At 72.9% G+C, this 25,052-nt stretch carries 22 protein-coding genes and 1 riboswitch; of the genes, 11 read left to right on the plus strand and 11 right to left on the minus strand.

Annotated features, from left to right (window positions below; translation table 11 throughout):
* Nucleotides 1–151 precede the first annotated feature (151 nt).
* The 7 genes from mpaP to ACFXMG_RS17450 all read left to right on the plus strand — a co-directional run bounded on the left by mpaP (nucleotide 152) and on the right by ACFXMG_RS17450 (nucleotide 8,599).
* A complete protein-coding gene (mpaP, locus tag ACFXMG_RS17420; protein WP_383825939.1) occupies nucleotides 152–1,795 on the plus strand; it encodes a daptide biosynthesis intramembrane metalloprotease in 1,644 nt (547 codons plus the stop codon).
* Between the two features lie 15 nt (nucleotides 1,796–1,810).
* Nucleotides 1,811–4,489, plus strand: a complete 2,679-nt coding sequence (lanKC, locus tag ACFXMG_RS17425; RefSeq protein WP_383825936.1) for a class III lanthionine synthetase LanKC — start codon at nucleotides 1,811–1,813, stop codon at nucleotides 4,487–4,489.
* Nucleotides 4,489–5,772 carry a YcaO-like family protein gene (locus ACFXMG_RS17430; RefSeq protein ID WP_383825933.1) on the plus strand — a complete coding sequence of 428 codons (1,284 nt, stop codon included), beginning with the start codon at nucleotides 4,489–4,491 and terminating at the stop codon, nucleotides 5,770–5,772. Before lanKC ends, ACFXMG_RS17430 begins: the two co-directional genes overlap by 1 nt.
* A gap of 60 nt (nucleotides 5,773–5,832) precedes the next feature.
* Nucleotides 5,833–6,717 carry an ABC transporter ATP-binding protein gene (locus ACFXMG_RS17435; RefSeq protein ID WP_383825931.1) on the plus strand — a complete coding sequence of 295 codons (885 nt, stop codon included), beginning with the start codon at nucleotides 5,833–5,835 and terminating at the stop codon, nucleotides 6,715–6,717.
* Nucleotides 6,714–8,006, plus strand: coding sequence for an ABC transporter permease (locus ACFXMG_RS17440; RefSeq protein ID WP_383825929.1), 1,293 nt, complete (start codon nucleotides 6,714–6,716; stop codon nucleotides 8,004–8,006). Before ACFXMG_RS17435 ends, ACFXMG_RS17440 begins: the two co-directional genes overlap by 4 nt.
* Nucleotides 8,007–8,093: 87 nt before the next feature.
* Nucleotides 8,094–8,282: a hypothetical protein gene (locus tag ACFXMG_RS17445; RefSeq protein ID WP_383825926.1), complete on the plus strand. Its 189-nt coding sequence runs from the start codon at nucleotides 8,094–8,096 to the stop codon at nucleotides 8,280–8,282.
* 74 nt (nucleotides 8,283–8,356) lie between these two features.
* The gene (locus ACFXMG_RS17450; RefSeq protein ID WP_383825923.1) at nucleotides 8,357–8,599 is read left to right on the plus strand and encodes a hypothetical protein; all 243 of its coding nucleotides are present in this window, start codon (nucleotides 8,357–8,359) and stop codon (nucleotides 8,597–8,599) included.
* A gap of 77 nt (nucleotides 8,600–8,676) precedes the next feature.
* On the opposite strand, the gene ACFXMG_RS17455 is transcribed toward ACFXMG_RS17450, so the two are convergent.
* The 5 genes from ACFXMG_RS17455 to ACFXMG_RS17475 form a co-directional block, all read right to left on the minus strand.
* Complete coding sequence (locus tag ACFXMG_RS17455; protein ID WP_383825920.1) at nucleotides 8,677–9,123, minus strand: S26 family signal peptidase; 447 nt, start codon at nucleotides 9,121–9,123, stop codon at nucleotides 8,677–8,679.
* An 11-nt stretch (nucleotides 9,124–9,134) separates the two neighbouring features.
* Entirely contained in the window at nucleotides 9,135–11,018 is a 1,884-nt protein-coding gene (locus ACFXMG_RS17460) for an ABC transporter ATP-binding protein (protein ID WP_383825917.1), read from the minus strand.
* Nucleotides 11,015–11,560, minus strand: coding sequence for a TlpA family protein disulfide reductase (locus ACFXMG_RS17465; protein ID WP_383825914.1), 546 nt, complete (start codon nucleotides 11,558–11,560; stop codon nucleotides 11,015–11,017). The genes ACFXMG_RS17460 and ACFXMG_RS17465 overlap by 4 nt, the downstream gene beginning before the upstream one ends.
* Nucleotides 11,561–11,602: 42 nt before the next feature.
* Nucleotides 11,603–12,184, minus strand: coding sequence for a MauE/DoxX family redox-associated membrane protein (locus tag ACFXMG_RS17470; protein ID WP_383825911.1), 582 nt, complete (start codon nucleotides 12,182–12,184; stop codon nucleotides 11,603–11,605).
* A gap of 82 nt (nucleotides 12,185–12,266) precedes the next feature.
* On the minus strand, nucleotides 12,267–12,467 hold the full coding sequence (locus ACFXMG_RS17475; RefSeq protein WP_383825909.1) for a hypothetical protein: 201 nt from the start codon (nucleotides 12,465–12,467) through the stop codon (nucleotides 12,267–12,269).
* Between the two features lie 362 nt (nucleotides 12,468–12,829).
* Between ACFXMG_RS17475 and ACFXMG_RS17480 the strand changes: the two genes are divergently transcribed.
* Nucleotides 12,830–13,555: a transporter substrate-binding domain-containing protein gene (locus ACFXMG_RS17480; protein WP_383825906.1), complete on the plus strand. Its 726-nt coding sequence runs from the start codon at nucleotides 12,830–12,832 to the stop codon at nucleotides 13,553–13,555.
* A gap of 163 nt (nucleotides 13,556–13,718) precedes the next feature.
* Here ACFXMG_RS17480 and ACFXMG_RS17485 read toward each other — a convergent pair whose 3' ends face one another.
* On the minus strand, nucleotides 13,719–14,708 hold the full coding sequence (locus ACFXMG_RS17485) for an NAD-dependent epimerase/dehydratase family protein (protein WP_383825902.1): 990 nt from the start codon (nucleotides 14,706–14,708) through the stop codon (nucleotides 13,719–13,721).
* Nucleotides 14,709–14,803: 95 nt separating this feature from the next.
* Nucleotides 14,804–17,923, minus strand: coding sequence for an FG-GAP-like repeat-containing protein (locus ACFXMG_RS17490; RefSeq protein ID WP_383825899.1), 3,120 nt, complete (start codon nucleotides 17,921–17,923; stop codon nucleotides 14,804–14,806).
* 400 nt (nucleotides 17,924–18,323) lie between these two features.
* Here ACFXMG_RS17490 and ACFXMG_RS17495 point away from each other — a divergent pair, with 400 nt between their 5' ends.
* Nucleotides 18,324–19,085, plus strand: a complete 762-nt coding sequence (locus tag ACFXMG_RS17495) for a class I SAM-dependent methyltransferase (RefSeq protein ID WP_383825896.1) — start codon at nucleotides 18,324–18,326, stop codon at nucleotides 19,083–19,085.
* 40 nt (nucleotides 19,086–19,125) lie between these two features.
* Nucleotides 19,126–19,458: a deoxyxylulose-5-phosphate synthase gene (locus ACFXMG_RS17500; RefSeq protein WP_383825893.1), complete on the plus strand. Its 333-nt coding sequence runs from the start codon at nucleotides 19,126–19,128 to the stop codon at nucleotides 19,456–19,458.
* A gap of 117 nt (nucleotides 19,459–19,575) precedes the next feature.
* On the opposite strand, the gene groL is transcribed toward ACFXMG_RS17500, so the two are convergent.
* From groL to thrC, 4 genes are all read right to left on the minus strand, one after another.
* Complete coding sequence (gene groL / locus ACFXMG_RS17505) at nucleotides 19,576–21,198, minus strand: chaperonin GroEL (RefSeq protein WP_383825891.1); 1,623 nt, start codon at nucleotides 21,196–21,198, stop codon at nucleotides 19,576–19,578.
* A 360-nt stretch (nucleotides 21,199–21,558) separates the two neighbouring features.
* A complete protein-coding gene (locus ACFXMG_RS17510) occupies nucleotides 21,559–21,762 on the minus strand; it encodes a cold-shock protein (protein ID WP_030750332.1) in 204 nt (67 codons plus the stop codon).
* A gap of 424 nt (nucleotides 21,763–22,186) precedes the next feature.
* Nucleotides 22,187–22,465, minus strand: coding sequence for a MoaD/ThiS family protein (locus tag ACFXMG_RS17515; protein WP_383825888.1), 279 nt, complete (start codon nucleotides 22,463–22,465; stop codon nucleotides 22,187–22,189).
* 23 nt (nucleotides 22,466–22,488) lie between these two features.
* Nucleotides 22,489–23,799: a threonine synthase gene (thrC, locus tag ACFXMG_RS17520; protein ID WP_383825884.1), complete on the minus strand. Its 1,311-nt coding sequence runs from the start codon at nucleotides 23,797–23,799 to the stop codon at nucleotides 22,489–22,491.
* Nucleotides 23,800–23,816: 17 nt separating this feature from the next.
* Nucleotides 23,817–23,960: riboswitch (SAM riboswitch) on the minus strand.
* Nucleotides 23,961–24,081: 121 nt separating this feature from the next.
* Between thrC and ACFXMG_RS17525 the strand changes: the two genes are divergently transcribed.
* Nucleotides 24,082–25,023 carry a glucosyl-3-phosphoglycerate synthase gene (locus ACFXMG_RS17525; protein WP_383825948.1) on the plus strand — a complete coding sequence of 314 codons (942 nt, stop codon included), beginning with the start codon at nucleotides 24,082–24,084 and terminating at the stop codon, nucleotides 25,021–25,023.
* Nucleotides 25,024–25,052: the final 29 nt, after the last annotated feature.

Consider the following 25,052-nt stretch of genomic DNA (forward strand, 5'->3'; position numbering starts at 1 on the left):
GTCCACCCCCGCCCCGCCCCCCCGCCCCCCACGGCGGGGGACCCCCCCGGTTAGGGGGGGGGCGCCGGCGCCCCCCGGGCGGGCCCCCCCCACCGCAAGGGTGTCGCACGCTCCTCCCCCTGCCCGCCGCCGCTTCGACAAGGAAACTCCCGTGAGCGCTGTCACGAGTCCCCCGCCCCCCACCCTCCCGGCACACGCGAAGCGTCCCCGCCTCGCCCCGAGCGCCGAGGTCCACTCGCCCGCCGACGGACAGGGCGAATGGGTCCTCCAGCACGGCGCCCGCTACGTGCGGATCACCCCGCACATCGCCCAGCTCGTCCAGGAGTTCGACGGCGAGCGCGACCACGAGGCCCTCGCGGCCCGCCTCGGCGGCATCTGGAACGCCGAGAGCGTCGGCAGCGCCGTCACCCGCCTGGAGACCATGCGCCTCCTCGACGACGGCGAGACGCCCGCCCCGCCGGTGGCCCCCCGCTTCCAGATGGTCCCCCCGATGACCCTCCAGCTCACGCTGCTGCGCCCGGGGAAGACCATGCAGGCCATGCGGCCGCTCTTCGCCCGCCTCTTCTCGCGCGGCGCGATGACCGTCGCCGCCCTCGGCGTCCTGCTCGGCATGGGCGCGATGGCCGCCCAGTGGGACACCGTCGTCACCACCCTGAACAGCCCGCTCTCCGCCGTCAGCTTCACCGGCGTCCTCGTCGCCCTGCTGATCGGCGTCTCGATCCACGAGCTCGGCCACGCCGCCGTCCTCATCCGCTACGGCGGACGCCCCTCCCGCATCGGCGTGATGCTCTTCTACCTGATGCCGGCGTTCTTCTGCGACGTCTCCGACGCCTGGCGGCTCCCGGACCGCAGGCAGCGCGTCCACACCGCCCTCGCCGGGCCCGCCGTCCAGACCTCGCTCGCCGCCGCCTCCGCGTTCGTCGCCTGGCCGCTCGCCGAGGGCACCGCCAAGACCTGCCTGCTCTTCTTCGCCGTCTCCAGCTACGCCACCGCCCTGCTGAACCTGACGCCGTTCATCAAGCTCGACGGCTACATCGCCCTGATGAGCCACGTGGACGTCCCGTACCTCCGCGACCGCTCGATGACCGACGCCCGCCGCTGGCTCGCCCGAACCCTCTTCGGCGGCACCTACCAGCGCGAACTGCCCACCCGGTGGACGATCGTCTACGGCCTCGCCTGCCTCGCCTTCCCCCTGTACTTCCTCACCACCGCCCTCCAGACCTGGCTCGGCACCCTCCAGCGCGTCGGCTGGGTCGGCCTCCTCTTCGCCGCCTCCGGCCTCTCCTACGCCCTGTGGATCATGATCCGGGGCGGTCTGCGGCTCTCCGCCGAGGTCAAGGAGGCCGGCGTCCGCAAGGGCCGCGTCGCCGCCGTCTGCGCCCTGCTCGCCGCCGCGGCCGGCGCCGCGCTCTTCCTGCCGGTCCAGCAGACCGTCGCCGCCGCCTACGTCACCGACGCCTCCGGCACCGTCCGCCTCGTCCTCCCCGAGGGCGACGCGGCCGACCTCGTACGCGCCGGACAGCGGGTCACGCTGAAGACGAACGGCCTGGTGCTCAACGACACCGTCGGCACCGCCCGGATCGGATCGGCACCCGCCTCCGCCACCCAGGTCCCGGTCTCCACCTACTTCCCCGTGGACCTCGGCGGCGCCGTGGGCATGGACTCGACCGCCTTCCCGCTGGACCTCACCCGGGCGCCGTCGGTCGCCGCCGGGACGGCCGAGGTCGAGGCGGGCCGGGTGCCCCTGTGGACCTCGCTCCACCGCACCTACGTCCTGCCCTTCCTGCCCTTCTGATCCCCTGGAGACACCGTGCTCGACACCCGGTTCATCAACTTCTGCCGCGCGGACACGCTCTTCTACGACGCGCCCGCCACCGAGTCCGCCGGCCAGGACTTCCGCGAGGGCCACCCGCTCCCCGAGGGCTGGACCGCCACCCGCGGACAGGAATGGACGGTCTGCGTCCCACCGGACTCCCGGATACCCGACCAGGGCTGGAAGATCCACGTCGCCGCCTCCCCCGGCAACGCCGCCGAACTCCTCGACACCGTCGTCGCCTACTGCGTCGGGCACCGGCTGATGTTCAAGTACATCTCCGACCCCGAGACCCTCGGCCGGCGCGGCAGCAAGTACGGCGACCGCAGCGCCAGCGGCAAGTTCGTCACCATCTACCCGGTCGACGAGACCGAGCTTGAGCAGGCCCTGGACGAGCTGGAGGAGCTGGTCGGCGGCACCCCCGCCCCCTCCATCCTGAGCGACCTGCGCTGGCGCGAGGGCCCCCTCCACGTCCGCTACGGAGGCTTCGTCCTCAAGACCACCCGGCTCAAGGACGGCACCCTCACCCCCGCCATCACCACCCCGGAAGGGGAGCTCGTCCCCGACGAGCGGCGGCCCGGCTTCCACCCGCCGGCCTGGGTCGAGATCCCCGCCTTCCTCCAGGCGGCGCTCGCCGAGCGGCGCGCCCGCACCCTCGCCGACTTCCCCTTCCGCGTCTACAAGGCGCTCCACTTCTCCAACGGCGGCGGCGTCTACCGCGCGGTCGACAAGCGCGACGGCGCCGAGGTCCTCCTCAAGGAGGCCCGCCCGCTGGCCGGACTCGACGCGGCCGGCGACGACGCCGTCACCCGCCTCGAACGCGAGCACTGGGCGCTCTCCCGGCTGGAGGGCCTCGCCTCGGTCCCCGCCCTCCGCGACGTCCGCCGGGGCAACGAACACCACTTCCTGGCCCGCGACTACGTCGAGGGCACCCCGCTCACCGAGCTGGTCCGCGCCCGCCACCCCTACGGCTCCACCGACAACTCGGCCCGCGCCCGCGCCGAGTACACCGCCTGGGCGCTGAACATCCTCGACCAGGTCACCGACGGCATCGCCGCCATGCACGAGCGGGGCGTCGTCTTCGGCGACCTGCACCCCGGCAACATCCTCGTCGGCGAGGACGACACCGTCGCCTTCATCGACCTGGAGACCGCCACCCCCACCGAGGAGGAGCGCCCGCAGGCCATGGGCTCCCTCGGCTTCCGCGCCCCCGAGCACCTGCGGGGCAAGGCCGTCGACCTGTTCGCCCTCGACGTGCTCCGGCTGACCCTCTTCGTGCCCATGCCGCACGTCGTGCCGTGGGGCACCGAGAAGATCCGCACCCTCCTCGACGCGGCCGTCCGCGACTTCCCGCTCCCCGCCTCCTTCGTGGAGCGGGTGGAGCGCGGCCTCGGCGACGACGTCCTCGGCGCCCGCACCGACTACGGCGTGACCTGGCCGGCCGGCGCCCGCGACACCGTCCTCACCTCCGCCATCGCCGAGTCCATCCTCGGCTCGGCCACCCCCGAGCGCGACGACCGGCTCTACCCCGGCGACGTCATGCAGTTCGTCCTCGCCGACGGCGGCGTCACCTTCGCCTACGGCGCGGCCGGCGTGCTCTGGGCGCTCCACCGCACCGGCGCCGAGGTGCCCGCCGCGCACGTCGACTGGCTGCTGCGCAAGGCGGAGACGGCGACCGGCGAGGGCCCCGGCCTCTTCACCGGCCTCTCCGGCATCGCGTACACCCTGGGCGAGCTCGGTCACCACGACACCGCGGACACGGTGCTCGACCGCGCCTTCGCCCTCGCCCAGGCCGACCCGAACGTCGGCTCCACCGTCGCCAACGGCCTCTCCGGCCTCGGCCTGGCCGCCCTGCACCGGGCGGGCCGGAACGGCGACGAGCGGCTCGTCCGGCAGGCGGCGGCGCTCGCCGACCGGCTCCCCGACACGATCGCCCCCAACCGCATCGGACTGCTCAACGGCCGCTGCGGACACGCCCTGTTCCTGATCAGGCTGTACGAAGTCACCGGCGAGGCCCGGCTGCTGGAGCAGGCGGTGAACGAACTCCGGGGCGACCTGGACCTCCTGGAGGACCCGCGCTTCGACGAGCGCTTCCTCACCTCGGGGCTCGACGGATCGGCCGGCATCGCGATCGCCCTGCGCGCCGCGCTCCCGCACCTGCCCGGCGACGAGCGGCTGCGCGCCGCGGCGGACCGGCTGCTCGCCGTGCGGCGCGGCGGCTTCTCCACCCCGTGCGGGCTGCTGCACGGCCGCGCCGGCGAGATCCTGGCACTCGGCGAGGGCACCCGCCCCAGCGAGCGGCACGTCCTGGACGCCCACCTCGACGCGCTCGGCTGGGAGGCCATCGCCTCGGAGCCCGGCCGCGTCGACTTCCTCGGCCAGTACGGCTACCGCCTCTCCACCGACCTGGGCACAGGCTCCGCCGGCGTCCTCCTGGCCCTCACCACCCTCCGAGACGGCCACCCAGCCCTACCGTTCCTGTCCCCTGCGGCGGGCCCGACGCCGACTTTCGGGGCGCCGGGCCACGGGGCGGCGGCCCCCGGGGCGGCAGCCCGTACGTCGGCGGCTCTCGGATCGGCAGCCCCCGGCTCGGCGACCCCCGAGTCGGCGATCCCCGGGTCCGCGGCCTCCGGCTCAGCGGTCCGCACCCCGGCGGCCCTCGGGACGGTGGCGTGATGATCGACGTGCCCGCCACCCTCGCTCCCGCCACCGGCGTCGCCCTGCGGTACGCGGTGACGCCGCCGCACGCGGGGGACCCGCTGTGGAGCAGTGCGGTGGAACTTCCGCCGCTCGACGGCGAGTTCGCGCCGGACGACGTGCCGCTCTCCGCGCGGTTCGCCGGGGCCAGCGGGCCCTCCCGTAGCGACGCGCTGCTGCGCGGGGCGGGCGAGGCCGTCGAGCGGCGGGCCCTGCACCCTTCGGCCGCGCACCCCGCCGTCCGCGGCACCGCGGCCGAGGTGGGCGCGGTGACGCTGTACGCGCACCACCCGGGCCACGCGCTGGCCCACCCGGACGCGGCGACGGCCGTCCTGGACTGGCACGAGGCCCGCACCCTGGACACCGGCGCCCCGGTGCTCGTCCCGGCGGACCTCGTCAACTGGCCGGCCCGTAACGACGTCCTGTTCGACCCGAGCCCCTCCGGGGCGGCGGCGGGCGCGGGCCCGGACGCCGCGCTCGGCGCGGCCCTGGTCGAGGTGGCCGAGCGGGACGCCCTCACGGTCGCGTGGGGCCGTCAGCTGCGGCTGCCGACCTACACGCCGGCCCCGGAGGACACCGCGCTGCGGGCGGTCTGGCAGCGGGCCGAGGCGGAGGGGCTGCGGCCCGTCCTCGCCCGGATCCCCGTCGCCGCGACCGGCCTGTGGTGCATGACGGCCCTCCTCATCGAACCGGAGGACCCCGAGGACACCGAGGGCGACGCCGCCGGAGCCGTACCGCTGGCCACCGTCGGCATGAAGGCGTCGACGCGCCCGGCCGAGGCCGCCGTCAAGGCGTTCCAGGAGGCCCGGCAGGTGCGGGCGGCGCTGCGGGCGCTGCGCGCGCAGGGCGGGACCGGGCCGCGCGGCCCGCTCGTCGTCACCGAGCACGACCGGCTGAGCCACATGCTGACCCGGCCCGCCTACGACTCGGTGCGCGCCTGGGCGGACGGCTTCCAGGAGCCGACCGTGCTGCCCGGCCCGTCGGCCGCGCCGCCGCTGCCGGTACGGGAGCTGACGGAGGCCATGAACGCCGACGGCGCGGCCCTCCTCGCCCTCGACCTCACCCACCGGCTTCCGGCCACCGTCGCCGCCATGGGCTGGAAGGTCATGAAGGTCCTGGCCCCCGGGTACCAGAATCTCCGCATGGACGAGACGCACCGGTGGAGCTGGCACCTGCCCCGGCTGGCCTCGGCGCCGGAGCGCACCGGCTGCCCGGCCCGGCTGGACGACCCCCTCGCCGCCGCCCCCCACCCCCTGCCCTAGCCGCCCGCCCGGCCGCCCCGCCCGCTCCGTAGCCACGGAAGATCCGAAGGAAGACATCAGATGCTGGAACTGGAAGAACTCGTACGCGACTTCGGGAGTCACCGCGCCGTCGACCGGGTGTCCTTCCGGGTCTCGGAAGGCCGCCTGACGGGCTTCGTCGGCGGGAACGGGGCGGGCAAGACCACGACCATGCGCATGATCATGGGCGTCCTCGCCTCGAACGGCGGCACCGTCCGCTGGCAGGGCTCCCCCGCCACCGCCGAGGACCGCCGCGACTTCGGCTACATGCCGGAGGAGCGCGGCCTCTACCCGAAGCAGACCGTCCACAGCCAGCTCGTCTACCTGGCGCGGCTGCGCGGCCAGGGCACCGCCGAGGCCCGCCGCGAGACCCTGGAGCTCCTGGAGCGCCTCGGGCTCGCCGAGAAGGCCCAGGCGCGCCTGGAGTCGCTCTCCCTCGGCAACCAGCAGCGCGTGCAGATCGCGGCGGCCCTGCTCGGCAGCCCCCGGCTCCTCGTCCTGGACGAGCCGTTCTCGGGCCTCGACCCGCACGCCGTCGACACGATGGCCGACCTGCTGCGGGAGTACGCGGCGGACGGCGTCCCGGTCCTCTTCTCCTCGCACCAGCTGGACCTGGTCGAGCGGCTCTGCGACGACCTGGTCGTCATGGCGAAGGGCCGGGTCGTCGGCAAGGGCACCGCCGACGAGCTGCGCCACCGCGAGCGCCCCCGCTACCAGCTGGTCACCGGCGGCCCCGCCGGCTGGACCCGCGACCTGCCCGGCGTGACCGAGGTCGAGGAACTCCCCGACGGCGCCCGGGTCGAGCTCGCCGCCGACGCCGACCCCGGCCGGCTCCTCACGGAGGCCCTCGCCCGCGGCCCCGTGCACGCCTTCACCCCCCTCGTCCCCAGCATCGCCGACATCTACCGGGAGATGACCGCCGCATGAGCACCGTGACCCAGTCCCCCGCACAGCGGACCGAGCCGGCGGCCGTCACCGAACGCCCCGAGTCCGCCACCACGACACCCCCGAAGCGCTCGAATCCGGCCAAATCCGCCAAGGCGGCGGGCCGGACGGCTCCCTGGCGGATCGTCACCGCCCGCGAGATCCAGGTGAAGCTGACCAACCGCGGCTTCCTGCTCTCCACCTTCGTCACGCTCGCCCTGATCGTCGGCGCGATCGGCCTCCAGCTCTACCTGGCCGACTCGATGGGCAAGATCACCGTCGCCGTGGCCGAGCAGTCGGCCGGCAAGCTGGCCGGACAGGCCGAGACCCTGGCCGTCGGCGCCGAGCAGGACGTCGAGATCACCGTCCGGGAGGAGGCGTCCGCCGACCAGGTCCGCGCGACCGTCCGGGCCGGCGAGGCCGAGGCCGGACTGATCCGGGAGAACGGCCGCTGGGTGCTCCTCGGCGACACCGGGCAGAACGACATCGCCGCCACCTGGATCGGCGCCGCCGTCCAGCAGACCGCCCTCGCCGAGAACGCCGCGGCCGCCGGCACCAGCCTGGAGGCCCTGGGCCGGGACACCGGCATGGAGCGGGTGCTGCTGTCGCCGGACAAGACGCCCGAGGGCCCGGTCCGGATGACCACGTACTTCTTCGGCTTCCTCTTCTACCTGGCCGCCGTCCTCCTCGGCGCGGCCCTCGCCACCAGCGTCGTCGAGGAGAAGCAGAACCGCATCGTCGAGCTGATCGCCAGCTCCGTCCCGATCCGCTCCCTGCTCGTCGGCAAGATCGTCGGCTCCACCGTCCTCGCCCTCGCCCAGATGACCCTCTTCAGCCTGGTCGGCGTCGCGGGCCTGCTCTTCACCGGCGAGAAGGAGCTGCTGGCCGACATCGGCTCCGGCCTCGGCTGGTTCCTCGTCTTCTACGTCGTCGGGATCGCCGTCCTGGCCTGCCTCTTCGCCGCGGCCGGCGCGCTCGCCACCCGTACCGAGGACATCCAGTCCACGACGACCCCGGTCAACGCGATCACCGCGCTCGTCTTCATCGTCGGCGTCACCGTCTCCGGCGGCACCCGGGAGATCCTCTCCTTCGTCCCGCTGACCTCGACGGTCACCATGCCCGCCCGCGTCCTCGCCGGCGAGGCCGCCTGGTGGGAGCCGGTCGTGGCGCTCGGCCTGTCCCTCGCGGCGGCCGCGGCCATCGTCACGGTGAGCGCGCGGGTCTACCGCCGGGCGCTCCTCCAGACGGACCGCAAACTCTCCTTCGGCCAGGCCCTGAAGCTGACGGACTGACGCCGGCCCCCGATACCCGCTCCGGCCGTCCCCACGGCGGCCGGAGTTCTCCACCCCCCTCGAAGGAAACGAAGGAAAGGAACCCCCATGTCCTCCTCCACCGCCACCTCCAGCCGCACCCTCCTCGCCGCCCTGCTCGCCGTCCTGGCCGTCGCCGAGGTCGTCCTCGTCACCGGGGACGCCGCCGACGGCGTCCGCTACGGCGGCGGCGCGGTCCTCGCGGTGGCCATCCTGGCCGTCGTCTACCGCCTCTCCAAGGGCACGACCTCCCGCTGACGAACCGCCCCGCTCCCGGGCCGGCCGCCACCCCTTCGCGGCCGGCCCGGGGCACGTCCGTTCCGGAGTCCCTCATGTACCAGTTACCCCAGGTGGCCCTCGTCGGCCCGGCCGGAGCAGCCCCCGAGCTGGCGGCGATCCGCTTCATCGCCCTGCTCCCCGGCGGCTGGCAGGCCAGACTCACCGCCTGCGACGCCACCACGGCCCACCTCCGCCTCTCCGCCCCCGCCACCACCACCCCCGCGGAGGCGATGACCGCCCTGGGCACCACCCTGGCCGACCCGGCCCTCCAGAACTGGCAGCTGACCACGGCCTGACGGCTCCCCGGCGCACGGAAGGGGCGGCACCCGCGGATCCGCGGACACCACCCCTCCGGCCTGCCGGCCGTCTCCGGCTACGCCGCCCTGTCGAGTACGACTCCGATCACGCTGGACACCGGCAGCAGCCCCCAGAAGCGCGAGTCCGTACTGAAGGCGGGGTTGTCCCCGAGCAGCGCGATCCGCCCCGGCGGCACGAGCGAACCCTCCGCGACACCGGCCGCCCCGCACACCTCGGGCGGAACCGGCTCCCCCGCCAGCGCGGCCACCCGCTTCACGACCAGCGGCGGCCGAGCGCCCTCCGCCGCGCCCCGGCGGGGCGGCACGAGCCCCTCGGGCGGGGCGACGACGACGATCCGTCCGGTACGCAGCCGGGCCGCGCCGCTCCGGACGACGAGCACCCGCTGCCCGTCCCGCAGCGCCGGCATCATGCTCGGCCCGTTGATCCGGAGCCGGGACAGGAAGCGGCGCAGCAGTACCAGGAGCAGCGCGAGGCCCGCGGCCACGCCCAGGAACACGTACACGTCACCACTCCTCACGGCACGGGGTCCGGAACCGGGCCCGGCGCGTCGGTACGGTAGCCGTCCGCCTGGAGCGTGAACAGCTCCGCGTACCGGCCGCCCCGCTCCATCAGCGCCTCGTGCGTCCCCTCCTCGACCACCCGCCCGTCGCCGAGGACGACGATGGCGGCGGCGTCGCGGACGGCGCTCAGCCGGTGCGAGATCACCACGCCGGTCGCGCCGCGCCGCAGGGTGCGCAGGCTGTCGTGGATCTCCTTCTCGGCCTCCGCGTCCAGTCCGGCGCTGGGCTCGTCGAGGATCAGGAGGTCGGCGTCGGCGCGCATGAACGCCCTTGCCACGGCGACGCGTTGCCACTCGCCGCCGGAGAGGGACTGCCCGGAGAAGCCGAATTCCGCTCCGCTCTCCCCGTCCGGGAGGAAGACGCGGCTGAGGAGGGTGGAGTATCCGGCGGGGAGGCGGGTGAGCCGTTCGTGGATGCCGGCCGCCTTCGCCGCGCCGGTCACCGCGGCGGTGTCGCCGGCCCGGTCGAGCCGCCCGAGGCCGACGTTCTCGGCGGCGGTGAGGTCGTACCGGCAGTAGTCCTGGAAGACGACGCCGATCCGGCGGCGGAACTCGTCCGGGGTGAAGCGGCGGATGTCGGTGCCGTCCCACAGGATGCGGCCCCGGGTGGGGTCGTACAGCCGGCACAGCAGCTTCACCAGGGTGCTCTTGCCCGCGCCGTTCAGTCCGACGAGCGCGGTCGTCGCGCCCGCGGTGAGCGTCAGGTCGACCCCGCGCAGCACCCACGGCGAGGTGTCGTCGTAGCGGAACCAGACGTCCTCGAAGGTGAGGGAGGACCGCAGCGCGGGCGGCTCCTCCGCCGGGCCTTCCAACTGCTCCAGATCGGGCTCCATGTCGCGCAGGGCCCGGTAGGAGACGAAGGTGAGGAGGGCCTGGTAGGCGTTGCTGCCGGTGGCGGCGAGCTGCCCGACGCCGGTCTGGATGGCGGCGGTGGCGGCGAGGAAGACCGAGACGTCACCGACGGACAGGGCCCCTTGGCCGACGGCCCGGACGACCCAGACGAGCCCCACGCCGTAGACCGCGACGCCGAGCACGGACGGCGGAACTCCCCAGAGGAGGTTACGGAGTTCGGTGCGCCGCTCGACCTCGGAGGCGGAGGCCAGCTCGGCCCGCGCCCGGTCCTTGAAGTGGTGCTGGAGGCCGAAGAGCCGGATCTCCTTCACCGCGTCGGTGTCGGTGAGCAGGCTCGCGTAGAACATCTGGCGGCGGCTGCGGGCCACGATGTCGCGGATGACGGCGGCGCGCCGCCGCCCGGCGGTGAGCTGGGTCCGGAAGGCCGGCAGCGCCATGACGACGGTGAGCGCGCCGAGCAGCGGGTTGAGCACGCACACGGTGACCAGGAAGCCGAGGAAGGTCACCAGCGCCTGTAGGCCGCCGACGGCCGATCCGATCAGCATGCCGGGCGCGGAGGACCCGGCCTCCTGGGCGAGCCGCAGCTCGTCCTGGAAGGCCGGGTTCTCGAAGTGCCGCAGTCCTGGCAGCCGGTTGACGCTCTCGAACAGCTCGTCCTGGACCCTGAGCTGCACCCTGCGGGCGTGCTGTTCGCGGAGGAAGTCGGTGACGGCGGGGACGAGGGCGATGCAGAGGCTGACCGCCACCAGGAGGACGGCGATGCGGACGAGCGTGTCCGTGGGCCGGTGCAGGGTGATCGCGTCGAAGAGCTCGCGGACGAGGAGCGCGGCGGCCGCGGGGAGGAGCCCGGCGACGACGCTCCCCGCCAGGTAGAGGACGAGCGCGAGCCGCCCGGCCCGCCAGGCGAGCCCGGCGGCGGTCCGCCCGGCCCGGGCCACGTCCCCGCGGCCGGCGCGGGCGTGGCCCGCGGAGGCGGGGCCGTTCACCGGGAGGCGGTCGCCGACGGGGCGGCGTCGACCTGGCCGCGGTCGCTGACCCGGCCCTCGGCGTCGACGTCCAGATAGCTGGGCCAGCGGACGATCCCGAAGGAGGCGGAGGCGCCCGTGGTGCCGGCGGCCTCGGTGATCACCCGGGCGACCGGATCCAGCAGGTCGATCATCCGCTGCCGCTCGGGGCCGCCGCCCTTGAGGAAGACGAGCACATGGTCCCGGCCACCCGGGAAGTCCTTCGCCATGCGGGCGAATTCCGGCGCCTGCTCGACGCAGGGCCCGCAGGTCGTGGAGAGGAATCCGATGACGGATCCGGGCGCGACGGAATTCCGGTCGACCGGCTCGCCGGAATGCGTGGCGGTCTGGAATTCGGGCACGGGAGAACCGTCGGGAAGGGTGTTCTCCGGGGCGTCGGAGACGTACTCCCCGGAATTCCCCGAATTCCCGGAGCGGCCGGATGCGCGGCGGGCCACCGCGAGCATGAGGAAGAGGTTGAAGACGGAGAGACAACCGATCAGCACGACAGCGGCGACAAGCATGGAAAGGGCCTCGCTTGGTTTCTCGGCGGTTTCAGGGGGTGTTCAGGAAGGCCGCCGCCGGCCGGATCCGGAGCCGGCCCCGGAGAGGACATCGGCGAAGACGTCGGCGAGCAGGTCCGTGGAGATGACGAGCGCGCTCACGCAGACCGCGCCGAGGACGCCGACGAAGACGCCGGTGAAGTCGAGGGCGCCGATCACCGGGACGGACGCCGGCCCGCCGGCGGCGAGCGAGGCGAGGAATCCGGCGGCGGTCGCCCCCAGGAGGACGGCGTTGCGGACGAGGTGCGCGGGCCCGACCCGGGTGCGGGAGGTGCCGAAGCAGGAGCAGGAGGTGTCGATCTTCCGGCGGAGGACCGAGGCCAGGGCCAGGGTGAAGACCGCGACCAGGCCGAAGGAGAGGGCGAAGGCCCCGGCGGTGAGGGCCGGGATCCATACGGCGGCGGCCAGGACCGCCTCCAGGACGGGGACCGCGACGGCGACCGCGCCGGTCAGCCGCCCGGGTACGAGCCGCATGTCGCGGACGGCGGCCCGGAACTCCCCGGGGGCGCGCGCCTTGCCGAGCGCGGAGGCGGCGAAGACGACGGTCACGACGCACCGGACGGCGAGGATCAGCGAGTCGGTCATGGGTGTCCCTCCGTCGGTTCTGCCGGACCCTCCCCGGGCCGCGCGGAGCGGCACCGGGGAGGGCATGTCACCGAAAGGCGGTTCAGCAGTCGCCCGGGTACGACTTGGTGACACAGGACGGCGCCACCGCGCAGTTCCAGGAACAGCACACCTTGACGTAGAGCGTGGAGCCGGAGCACCAGCTGGTGCCGCCCGCGGGGCAGGCGCAGTACGCCTCGGCGCTCTCCTCACGGAGAACACGGCCGAGCAGGCGGTCCGCCATGCCGACAATTGCCTTGACCATTTGATCCCTCACAAAGTGGAGACGGATTTTCGGGTCGTGCAAACGTTCACGAGAACTCGCGGTCCGCAACCTACCCGCCCCCCGGAATAAATGTCTAGACCAACCTGGATCTTCACGTCCTGCATATGAGAAACCCCAGGTCAGTCCGGCCGGAACGGCCATCCGGAATGATCATCGCCACTCGGACCAGGGTATTCCGAAAGCACGTGCAGAGTGGCTGAAACCAATCCCCACAGCAGGTGCCGAATTCGGCCACGCCCGGCCATTCCGCCCCGCGGCAGCGCCCCTCGGCAGCCGCCCCTCGGCAGCGGCTCCGCGCCAGACACCCCCGGCCGCCCCGCCCCTGCCTAGACTCCGCAACCATGACGACCACGCACCACGACATCGCCGCGATCGCCGCCGACCTCGCCCCCACCGGGGTCCTGCGGGCCTCCATCAACCTCGGGAACCCGGTGCTCGCCCAGGGCACGCCGGAGGCGCCCGCCGGGATCACGGTCGACCTGGCCCGGGAGATCGGCCGGCGGCTCGGGCTCTCGGTCGAGACGCTCTGCTTCGACGCGGCGCGCAAGTCGTTCGAGGCGATGACGGAGGGCCGCGCCGACCTGTGCTTCCTCGCCGTGGACCCGGCGCGCGAGAAGGAGGTCGCGTTCACCGCCCCGTACGTCGTCATCGAGGGCGTGTACACGGTCCTGCGGGACTCGCCGCTCGTCACCGTCGAGGACGTGGACGCGCCCGGCGTGCGCGTCGGCGTCAAGCAGGGCTCGGCGTACGACCTCCACCTCACCCGCACCCTGGCCCACGCCACCGTCGTGCGCGGCGCGGAGGGCGTCGAGGTCTTCCGCACCCTGGACCTGGAGGCCGGCGCGGGCATCCGCCAGCCGGTCGCCGCCTATGTCGCGGCCCACCCCGAAGTCCGCCTGATCGACGGCCGCTTCATGGAGATCCGCCAGGCCGTAGGCACGGCGGCGGACAAGGCGCCGGAGACGGTCACGTACCTCCGCTCCGTGGTGGAGGACCTGAAGAGAAACGGCTTCGTAGCCGACGCCCTGCGCCGCTCGAACCAGGACCCGGCCCTGATGGCCCCGTAAGCCGGCCAGGGCCCCTGCTCCCCCAACAGGGAGAGCAATTCGACCTCGCGCGCCGGGCCGAGCCCGGCCCGGCGATCACCTTCGTCGCCGACGCCCTGCGCCACTCGAACCAGGACCCGGCCCTGATGGCCCCGTAAACCCTCAGACCATCGACAGCGAGGCCCTACTCCCCCAACAGGGCCAGCAGTTCGGCCTCGCGCGCCGGGCTGAGGCCGGCCCGGCGCTCCCGGTCGAGCCCCTGCTCGCGCTCCCAGGCCAGCGTGTCGGCGATCACCTCGGCGCGCGGCCGCCGGCCCAGTCCCGCGGCGGCGGCCGCGGCGCCCGAGCGGGCCTGGAACCCCTCCCAGTCCTCGGCCACGATCCACAGCGGCAGCGAGTCGGGCCCCATGAACTCCTCCACGCCCTGCTCCACCAGCCACGCCGACCCGGCGGGCACCACGGCCCCCGTGTGCCCGGCGGCGGCGCGGGACAGCGCGATCCACTCCCCGAGGGCCACGTTCGGCCCGACCGCGTCGTAGGTCCCGGTCGCCCCCTTCTCCGCGGAGTCGAGGATCCAGTCGACGAGGTCCCGCACGTCGACGACCCGCGTCGGCAGTCCGGGCTCGTCGGGCACCAGCATGGGCGCCCCGGGCTCGCGCGCGGCGCGGGCGGCGTAGTAGCCGGTGCGGCCACTGACGTCGCCGGGCCCGCCGATGAGCCCGGCGCGGGCGATCAGCAGCCGGTCCCCGACGGCGGCGACGGACGCCAGCTCGCACGCGGCCTTGGCCTCCCCGTACAACTCCCGCCCGACCTCGTCCAGTTCGGTCGGCTCCAGTATCGCGGCGGACTCGTCGGCCCCGATCTCGGCCTGCGAGGCGTACACGTTCCCGGACGACACATACGTCCAGTGCCGCGCCCGCCCCCCGAGCGCCGCGAGCGCCCCCTTCACGAACCCCGGCTGCCACGACACCTCGACCACCGCGTCCCAGTCCCGCCCGGCGAGCCCCTCGTACGCCCCCGCCTCCCGCCGGTCCGCGACGACCAGCTCAGCCCCCTCGGCGACCTCCCCACTCTCCCCCCGCGCCAGACACGTCACCGCATGCCCCCGCCCCAAAGCCCGCCGCGCCACTTCGCGCCCCACCCAACCCGTCCCACCCAGCACAAGAATCTCCATACGCCCCAGCAGACCACCGAACCAGCCCCCGCGAGAACGCAGTTCGCCGTCGGCGCACGGAATGCGCCGACGGCGAACAGTGGACTTTCCGACGCCTAGAACAGGCCCTTGAACCCGTTCCAGCCACCGCTGCCGATCAGCACCCGGCCGCCGTACGTACCGACCCCGGTCGACGCGTACCGCCACAGCTTCCCGGCCGTGTCCCGCGCGAGCAGATCCGCCCGCCCATCCCCGGACAGGTCACCGACACCGACGAGCGCGGAGTACGCGCCCCAGCCGCCGCCGACCCGCACCCGAGCGGTCACGCCACCGGAAGCGGTCCCGTAGTACCGCCACAGCACACCGGCCGAATCGACCCCGAGCAGATCACCCCGCCCGTCCCCGTTCAGATCTCCGGCCCCGACAAGCTTCTTGTACAGCTTCCAGTTGGTACCGATCCGCACCCGCGCCTTCAGGGTGTGGGTCGCCGCCCCCGCGTAGAAGTACAAGTCACCCGTGGACGCCTGCCGGGCGACGAGGTCGGCGAACCCGTCGCCGTTCACGTCACCGGACGAGGTGAGCACGTCGTAACCGCCCCAGCCGGACCCGACGAGCGTGTACGGCGACGACGCCGTGACGGCCTTCCCGCACCCGGGCCGGTACGCCCGCAGCTGGTCCCCCACCCGCGCGTACACGTCCGCGCACCGGTCGCCGTTCAGGTCCCCGACGGGGGCGAAGAGGGTGGCCGTGGGGAACGCGGCGCCGCCGCCCGGGATCCGGGCCGAGACGCCGCCCGTACCCGTGCCCCGGTACAGCGACATCGCCCCGGCGGTGTCCATCGTCAGCAGATCACCGAACCCGTCGTCCCCGGCCATGTCCCGCCACACGGCGGCGCCGCCGGAGACGGCGACCGTCCCGGACGCCACCAGTCCGGCGCCCTGCCCGTCGGCGGGCTTCGCGGTCAGCGTCCAGGTGTACGCGCCGTTGGCGACGAGCCTCCCGGCGGCGTCCTTCCCGTCCCAGGCTCCCGTGACCAGACCGCGGGCCTCGCCGCCGGTCATCGTCCGCACGGTCTTCCCGCTCGCCTTGTGCTTCAGCGACAGCGACCAGGAGGCCGCGGGCTTCGACAGCCACCACCGCGGCTTCCACGTGGCCGACTTGACGTGCACCGAGGCGGGCACGGTCGAGTCGGTGACGGTGACGCGGCTGGTGGCGCCTCCGAGTCCGACGACGTGGATCGCCTGCTGGGCGTCGACGAAGGCGACGGCCCCGCCGAACCGGTCGACGGTCCAGGTCTGGTTGTAGTTGTTCGGGATGTCGTCTTGCAGCGTGCCGATCGTACGGGTGACGGGGACGCCGGAGCGGACGTCGGTCACGACCACCTGGTCGTCGCCCGGCGTGGCGATGGAGACGAGGAAACCGTCGCCGAGGGCAGCCTGAGAGCCGCGGGATGCGAGCGTGAAGCGAACGGACTTCTTCGTCTCCCGGTTGTGCACGACGGCGGTGGCCGCGTCGCCGCAGAGCCCGTACATCCACGGCCCGACTACTTCGAAGTCGAAGACGCCGCAGTCGCTGCCGAGGTCGGCCGCGGCGACGGTGGCACCCGTGCGCAGATCGACCGCCGAGACGGAGTCGTTCGCCGTACTGGCGCTCCAGAGCCACGTGCCCCACAGCGCCTGGACCGTGTTGTTCGACACGAAGGTCTTGCCGGTCTCGATGTCGACGACGACGGAACGCGTCTCGTAGTCCTCGGAAGTGAGCAGGTGCAGGTAGCGTCCGGAGGCCCGGACGATCCGGTTCACGCTCATCCGCCGGTCGGTGTCGAGAGTGACGGTACGCGTGCTCCCGCCTGCCCCGTCCATCACCTTGACCTTGATGACGCAGCCGCCGCAGGGCAGCTCGCCCGGCACCCACGGCGGGTCCTCGGAGACCAGGGCGACCAGCCGTCCGTCGCCGGTGGCGATCCACTTCCCTCCCGCCGTCGGCAGGCAGTTCGCGGCGGGGCCGCCGCCCGCGTCGCAGCTCCAGCGGCGGACGGCCGTCCGCGGCTCGGCGGCCAGGGAGACGTCGTAGCGTACGAGCTCCCGCTTCGGGTCGTCCGTGTGCTCGGTGGCGAGCTGGCCGTTCGCGAAGGTCAGACCGGTCCGCTGGAGCGGCTTCGGCAGGGTGCTCAGCACCTGCTCGGTGACCGGCGCGCCGGTCGCGTCGAGGGTGACGCGGCGCACGCCCCAGTGCGTGGAGTCGGTGCCGCCGACCGCGTACAGCTGCCCGGTCGGGGACGTCCGGATCTCGCTGCCCTGGGCCGCGGACACGCCCAGGTCCCGGACGGTGCCGCCCGTGAGCGGGACGGCCTTCAGCGGGTGCGCCGAGTAGTCGCTGCCGTAGTGGCCGACGATCCAGTCGCCGAGGAGGGCGAGACTGCCCCGGTCGGACCTCGTGCCGGGGAGCGCGACCTTCGTGACGGGGGCTGTGGGGGACGTCCGCGCGACGACGTGCGCCTCGTTCATGGCGTACTCGTCGTACACGGCGATCCGGCCCGCGCCGAGCGCGGCCTTCGGGTAGGCGGGCAGGGCGTCGCCGAGGGCCAGCGGGACGAGCGTCGAGGCGCCGAAGTCGAGGTAGCCGACGGCGTGAGGCCGGTCGGCCCGCGCGTAGGACACGACCGCGCCGGCGTCGTCGAAGGCCAGTACTTGGGGACGGCCGATGATCCGCTCGTCCGCCGTCGTGACGTCGGTGTCCCCCGCGGTCTCCCCGCCGAGGCCCAGCAGGCGCAGGGTCACGGCGCCCTCGGCGTCGGCGCGGTAGGCGAGGAGCCGGTCCGCGTCGAAGGCCCGCAGCCAGGTGTGTCCCTCGGGACGGGCGCGGGTCAGGTTCACGCCGGTGGCGAAGTCGTACACGGACGCCTCGTCCGCGTCCCCGTGGTAGCCGACGCAGCCGACCCGGTCGCCGAAGTAGGCGATGCGGTCGGAGGAGTCGCAGAAATCGCGCAGCTCCACCCGCCCGCCCGTCTCCAGGCTCTGCCAGCGCAGCCGGCCGGTCGCCGCGTCGGCGGTCTGCACGCCGGTGCCCGCGCCGAAAAGGCGCTGGGGCGGCGGGGTGACGCTCGGCGGTGCCGGGATCGTCACCTCGTACGGAGTGGTGGAGGCGGCCACGGCGCCGGGCGCGGTGACGGCCGCCAGGCCGGTGAGGCCCAGCGCCGCGCTCAGCGCGAGCGCGACGGCTCTGCGAACGGACAAGAAAGGGGTTCCCCTCGTGCGGAAGTCGATGGCGACAGGCGGCGGAGGGGCGCGGAGAACGTCGTACGCCGATGGGCGCACACGGCGGGCCGAGGTGCCGGCCCGATAGCCCCCCACCCGCCGGCAGCCGGATCGTACAGTCGCGCGAAACACCGGCGCCACCAGGTATGTCACCTCCCGGGAAACCTGCCCGGGCACCGGCCGGAAAGGGCTCTTCCCGGCCAGGGAACGGCCCTCCACCCCCTCCTCGCACCCCACCCGGGGGCAGGGTTCCGAGACCGGCCCGTACGCCTCTCCGGCCTCCTCCCAGGCCCTCCACCTCCACCCCCAACACCCGCTCTGACCTGAGCATTTGGAGCCCAGCCCCCTACCCTGGAGGGAACGTCGAGGGGAGATCCGCATGGTGGGGACGGGCCGGGACATTCGGACGGTCGAGGACGTGCTGGCGCTGCTGGACGGGCTGTTCGTGCCCGGGGCCGACCGGTGGTCGGAGGGTGGTGCGGGGTGGTGGGACGGGTTCTACGCGGACCGGGGGCGGCCGGTGCCGTTCTTCGTGCCGAAGCCGGACGAGAACCTGGTGGCGTACGAGGAGCGGGGGCTGCTCGCGGGGCGGGGGCGGGCGCTCGACCTGGGGTGCGGGCCGGGGCGGAACGCGCTGTACCTCGCGTCGCTCGGGTACGAGGTGGACGCGGTGGACCTCTCCGCGACGGCGGTCCGCTGGGCGGAGGAGCGGGCGCGGGAGGCGGGCGCGACCGGCGTCCGCTTCGTGTGCGGGGACGCCTTCGCGGCGGGCACGGTCGAGGGTCCGTACGACCTCGTCTACGACTCCGGCTGCTTCCACCACCTGCCCCCGCACCGCCGCGTCAGCCACCTGGCCCTCCTGGACCGCGTCCTCGCGCCCGGCGGCCTCTTCGCCCTGACGGCCTTCGCGGCGGGCGAGGGCGGCATGGGCTCGGAGCGCCCGGACGCCGACTTCTACCGCGAGGGCGCCCTGGAGGGCGGCCTCGCCTACACCGACACGGCCCTCCGGTCGCTCTTCGCCGACCTGACCCCGCTGGAGATACGCCGCATGCGCGAGGAGCCGGACGACTCCCCGCACTTCGGCAAGGGCTTCCTCTGGACGGCGCTCTTCCGCCGCCGGACTCCGGCCGGACGGGCGTAAATCACGGGCCCTCCGACCGCCCGCTCCCTACCCTTCCCCCATGGGAATCCACCGGACCTCGTACGTCTGCCTGCCCTGCCGGGCCTCCTACAAGCAGGGGAAGGACCACGGCGCCGAGCGGAAGTGTCCGCGCTGCGCGGAGCCGATGATCGGTGTGGGGTCGGCCTTTCAGCCGCCGCGGCGGAACGACACCGAGGCGTGGCGGGTGCTGTCGGTGCTGCTGCGCGCGGGGGTGCGGTTCCACACCAGTTGCTGCCAGGGGTGCGGGCCCGGCTACCGGCCCCGGACCCTCGCCGAGGTGAAGGCGCGCGTCGCGCTGGCCGCGCGTACCGGCGAGCCGCTCGCCGAGGTGCTCGTACGGCCCGTGGTGTGACACCCCGGGGAACGCGCCGAGGGCGGTACCCCCCTTCGCAGGGGAGTACCGCCCTCGGCTCGCGTTCAGCTCGCGATACAGCTCGCGTCAGCGATGAACCACCGATCCCTCAGGGGATCAGAAGTCCATGTCACCGCCCGGCATGCCGCCGCCGGCCGGCGCCGCGGACTTCTCCGGCTTGTCGGCGATGACGGCCTCGGTGGTGAGGAACAGCGCGGCGATCGACGCGGCGTTCTGGAGCGCGGAGCGCGTCACCTTGGCCGGGTCGATGATGCCCTCGGCGACCAGGTCGACGTACTCGCCGGTCGCGGCGTTGAGGCCGTGGCCCGGGGTGAGGTTGCGGACCTTCTCGACCACGACGCCGCCCTCAAGGCCGGCGTTGACCGCGATCTGCTTGATCGGGGCCTCCAGGGCGAGCTTGACGATCGCGGCACCGGTGGCCTCGTCGCCGTCCAGCTCCAGCTTCTCGAAGACGCTGGACGCCTGGAGCAGGGCCACGCCGCCGCCGGCGACGATGCCCTCCTCGACGGCCGCCTTGGCGTTGCGCACGGCGTCCTCGATGCGGTGCTTGCGCTCCTTGAGCTCGACCTCGGTCGCGGCACCGGCCTTGATGACCGCCACGCCGCCGGCGAGCTTCGCGAGGCGCTCCTGGAGCTTCTCGCGGTCGTAGTCCGAGTCGCTGTTCTCGATCTCGGCGCGGATCTGGTTCACGCGGCCCGCGACCTGCTCGCTGTCACCGGCACCGTCGACGATGGTGGTCTCGTCCTTGGTGATGACGACCTTGCGGGCGCGGCCCAGCAGGTCGAGACCGGCCGACTCCAGCTTGAGGCCGACCTCCTCGGAGATGACCGTGCCGCCGGTGAGGATGGCGATGTCCTGGAGCATGGCCTTGCGGCGGTCGCCGAAGCCCGGGGCCTTGACCGCGACGGAGCGGAAGGTGCCGCGGATCTTGTTGACGACCAGCGTCGACAGGGCCTCGCCCTCGACGTCCTCGGCGATGATCAGCAGGGGCTTGCCCGACTGCATGACCTTCTCCAGGAGCGGGAGGAGGTCCTTCACGGAGGAGATCTTGGAGTTGACGATGAGGAGGTACGGGTCCTCGAGGGCCGCCTCCATGCGCTCCATGTCGGTCGCGAAGTACGCCGAGATGTAGCCCTTGTCGAAGCGCATGCCCTCGGTGAGCTCAAGCTCGAGACCGAAGGTCTGCGACTCCTCGACGGTGATGACGCCTTCCTTGCCGACCTTGTCCATCGCCTCGGCGATGAGCTCGCCGATCTGGGTGTCGGCGGCGGAGATGGAGGCGGTGGAGGCGATCTGCTCCTTCGTCTCGACCTCCTTCGCCTGGTCGAGGAGGGCGCCGGAGACGGCCTCGACGGCCTTCTCGATGCCGCGCTTGAGGGCCATCGGGTTGGCACCGGCGGCGACGTTGCGGAGGCCCTCACGCACGAGTGCCTGGGCGAGGACGGTGGCGGTGGTCGTACCGTCGCCGGCGACGTCGTCCGTCTTCTTGGCGACTTCCTTGACCAGCTCGGCGCCGATCTTCTCGTACGGGTCCTCGAGCTCGATCTCCTTGGCGATGGAGACACCATCGTTGGTGATCGTGGGGGCGCCCCACTTCTTCTCGAGGACGACGTTACGGCCCTTGGGGCCGAGGGTGACCTTGACGGCGTCAGCGAGCTGGTTCATGCCGCGCTCGAGACCGCGCCGGGCCTCCTCGTCGAACGCGATGATCTTGGCCATGTGAAGTGGTCCTCCCGGACATGGGGTGGATAACGCTCCAGGACCGCGCCGACGCCCGCGACGGACGGCCTCCGCGCTCCGCGTGGTTCCTTGCCCCACCCGGGTCGGCGGCCTCGTCTGCCCGATCCTCGTAGCACTCTCACCTTCCGAGTGCTAACGCCAATGATTAGCACTCGACCCATGCGAGTGCAAGCGACTCTCGTGGATCGGGCAGCCCTCCGGGACGTCCGGGAACGCGCGGAGGCCCGCACCCCGGCGACGCGCGAAAGACTCCGGCCCCCGGGAACGCGTGAGGGGCCCGCATCCCTGGGGATGCGGGCCCCTCGACGGCGTTGGCGTCGGTGGCCGATCGCGTCGCACTCAGGCGGACAGCTTGACCATGTCCGCCTGAGGGCCCTTCTGACCCTGCGAGATCTCGAACTCGACTCGCTGGCCCTCTTCGAGGCTGCGGTACCCATCCATCTGGATGGCGCTGTAGTGGACGAAAACATCCGCACCACCGTCGACCGCGATGAAGCCGTAGCCCTTCTCCGCGTTGAACCACTTGACGGTGCCCTGAGCCATGCCTAACTCCCCTATTACTTACTGGCCCTTGAGCGGATCCGCACTTCACGGACCCGGGTCAGAACCTGCGCCGGAACGCGTCGACCGCCGCTGAATGTATCTGCCCAACTGCCCTCTGCAACAGGGCAATCCACCGGGAATTCTCGGCGGAGCGGAAAGGGGAATCAGGAAGAAATCCTTGAATTGCGGGGCAAGTCGGGCCGGGCGAAAGGCTCATAACGGGCAGAGTGTGCGCGCTTTCCGGCCGCCGGTTGTCGCATTCTTGTCAGGTCCCGGGCCGGGCTCATATGCGCTTGGCATGAGCGGCGGAGGGGACTTCCCCAACTCTACCGCGCTCAACCATGCAGAATTGCCCCCTCCGCTTTCTCCGGCGGAGGGGGCAATTCAGTACCGACAGGTAGGGCTCGGGCGGAGCCGGGGAGGATCAGCAGCCGCCGGCGACGGCCGGGATGATGGAGACGCCCGCGCCGTCCGGCGTCGCGGTCTCCAGGCCCTGCTCGAAGCGGACGTCGTCGTCGTTGACGTAGACGTTCACGAAGCGGCGCAGCTTGCCCTGGTCGTCCAGGACGCGGGCGGCGATGCCGGTGTGGTTCTTCTCCAGGTCGGCGATGACCTCGGCGAGGGTGCCGCCCTCGGCGGCGACCTCGGCCTGCCCGCCGGTGTAGGTGCGGAGGATGGTGGGGATGCGGACGTTCACGGCCATGACTGTCTTCGTGCCTCTCGGGTTCAGTGGGCCAGGCCCGCGTCGCGGAACGCGTCCAGGCTCGGGCGGATGGTGGCGGTCGCCTGAGAACTGTCGGCCACGGCGTCCAGGGTCTTGAGCCCGTCGCCGGTGTTGAGGACGACGGTGGTGAGCTCCGGGTCGATGAGACCGGCCTCGACGAGCTTGCGCGTCACGCCGACGGTCACGCCGCCCGCGGTCTCGGCGAAGATGCCCTCGGTCCGGGCGAGCAGCTTGATCGCGTCGACGACCTGCTCGTCGTTCACGTCCTCCACCGCGCCGCCGGTGCGGCGGGCGATGTCGAGGACGTACGGGCCGTCGGCCGGGTTGCCGATCGCGAGGGACTTGGCGATCGTGTTCGGCTTCTGCGGGCGGACGACGTCGTGGCCGGCCTTGAAGGCGGCGGAGACCGGGGAGCAGCCCTCGGCCTGGGCGCCGAAGATCTTGTAGGGCTTGTCCTCGACCAGGCCGAGCTTGATGAGCTCCTGGAGACCCTTGTCGATCTTCGTGAGCTGGGAGCCGGAGGCGATCGGGATGACGAGCTGGTCGGGGATGACCCAGCCGAGCTGCTCGCAGATCTCGTACGCGAGCGTCTTGGAGCCCTCGCCGTAGTACGGGCGCAGGTTGACGTTGACGAAGCCCCAGCCCTCGCCGAGCGGGTCGCCGATGAGCTCCGAGCAGAAGCGGTTGACGTCGTCGTAGTTGCCCTCGATGGCGACGAGGTCACCGCCGTAGACACCGGCCATGACGACCTTGCCCTGCTCCAGGTCGTGCGGGATGAACACGCAGGAGCGGAAGCCGGCGCGGGCGGCGGCGGCGCCGACGGCGCCGGCCAGGTTGCCGGTGGAGGAGCAGGAGAGGGTGGTGAAGCCGAAGGCGCGGGCGGCCTCGATGGCCTGGGCGACGACCCGGTCCTTGAAGGAGTGGGTCGGGTTGCCGGAGTCGTCCTTGACGAAGAGCTTGCCGGGCGCGACGCCGATCTCGCGGGCGAGGTTGTCGGCCTTGACGAGCGCGGTCCAGCCGGGGTTCAGGTTCGGCTTCTCGGCGACGTCGGCGGGGACGGGCAGCAGGGGCGCGTACCGCCAGATGTTCGCGGGGCCGGCCTCGATCTGCTTGCGCAGCGCCTCGGGGTCGCCGACCGGGAGGTCGTAGGCCACTTCGAGGGGGCCGAAGCAGAGCTCGCAGGCGAAGATCGGGCCGAGGGCGAAGACCTGGCCGCATTCGCGACAGGAAAGGCCGGACGCGGGGCCGAGATCGACGGTGGGGGCGGGGGTGTCGGCAGCGGCGGTTGCGGGTGCGACGGTGTTTACAGCCATGGAGGCGAGGCCCTTTCTCCTCATCTTTCCCATGACGAATTTTTCGCCATGAGACGGATTTGGCACCTTCCCTAGCCGGTGGCCTCGCTGGAGTACGAGAACCGACTGGAGGGTTGCCGGGGCTTCAACGGGCCGTATCCCTCTGCCCCTCTGGATGAGCGGTATTCGATTGTGAGACGCGGGCGGCACCCCGACATGCATCGGGCATCCGCGTTGTTCAAGACTGTAACCGAAGGCTTCGAAGGTGGAGACGGTCGTCCGATCCGCGAGATGGAGATCACGTTGCTGGAAGAAGTGGAGCGCTGGCTGTCCCGGCGGTCCTGGTCCGTGTCCGACCGGCCCCTGGAGCGGGTGCTCGCCGCCAAGCGGGGGACGACGGTCAGCGTGGTGCTGCCCGCGCTGAACGAGGAGGCGACCGTCGGGGACATCGTCAGCGTGATCCGGCGCGAGCTGATGACCGAGACGGTGCCGCTCGTGGACGAGCTGGTGGTGATCGACTCGGGGTCGACCGACCGCACCGCCGAGGTCGCGGCGGCGGCCGGCGCGCGCGTGGTCGCGCGCGACGAGATACTCCCCCGGATCCCGGCGGTCCCGGGGAAGGGCGAGGTCCTGTGGCGGTCACTCATGGTGACGAGCGGGGATGTGGTCTGCTTCGTGGACGCGGACCTGAAGGACTTCTCCGCGGACTTCGTGACGGGCATCGTGGGCCCTCTGCTCACCGACCCGGACGTGGACTTCGTGAAGGCCATGTACGACCGCCCCTTCGGTGACACCCCAGGTCAGGGCGGTCGCGTGACGGAGCTGGTGGCGCGCCCGCTGCTCAATCTGCACTGGCCGCGACTGGCCGGATTCGTCCAGCCGCTGGGCGGGGAGTACGCGGCGCGCCGCTCGCTGCTCGAACGGCTGCCGTTCCCGGTCGGTTACGGAGTGGAGCTGGGCCTCCTCGTCGACGCGCTGCACACGGTGGGCCTGGACGCGCTGGCGCAGGTGGACGTGGGGGTCCGCAAACACCGGCACCAGGACGGGCAGGCGCTGGGCCGGATGGCCGCGGCGATCTACCGGACGGCGCAGCTGCGGCTCTCCCGCGGCCATCTCGTACGCCCCCGCCTGACCCAGTTCGAGCGCGGCGAGGAGGGCTTCGAGCCGCGCACGTACGCGGTGGACACGGAGGAACGCCCCCCGATGGCCGAGATCACGGAGTACGCGCAGCGCCGCGTGGCGTGACGGCCGGCGACGGGGGGACACGCGGCGAG

It is taken from the genome of Streptomyces sp. NPDC059201 (genome assembly GCF_042754585.1).
GTDB lineage: Bacteria > Actinomycetota > Actinomycetes > Streptomycetales > Streptomycetaceae > Streptomyces.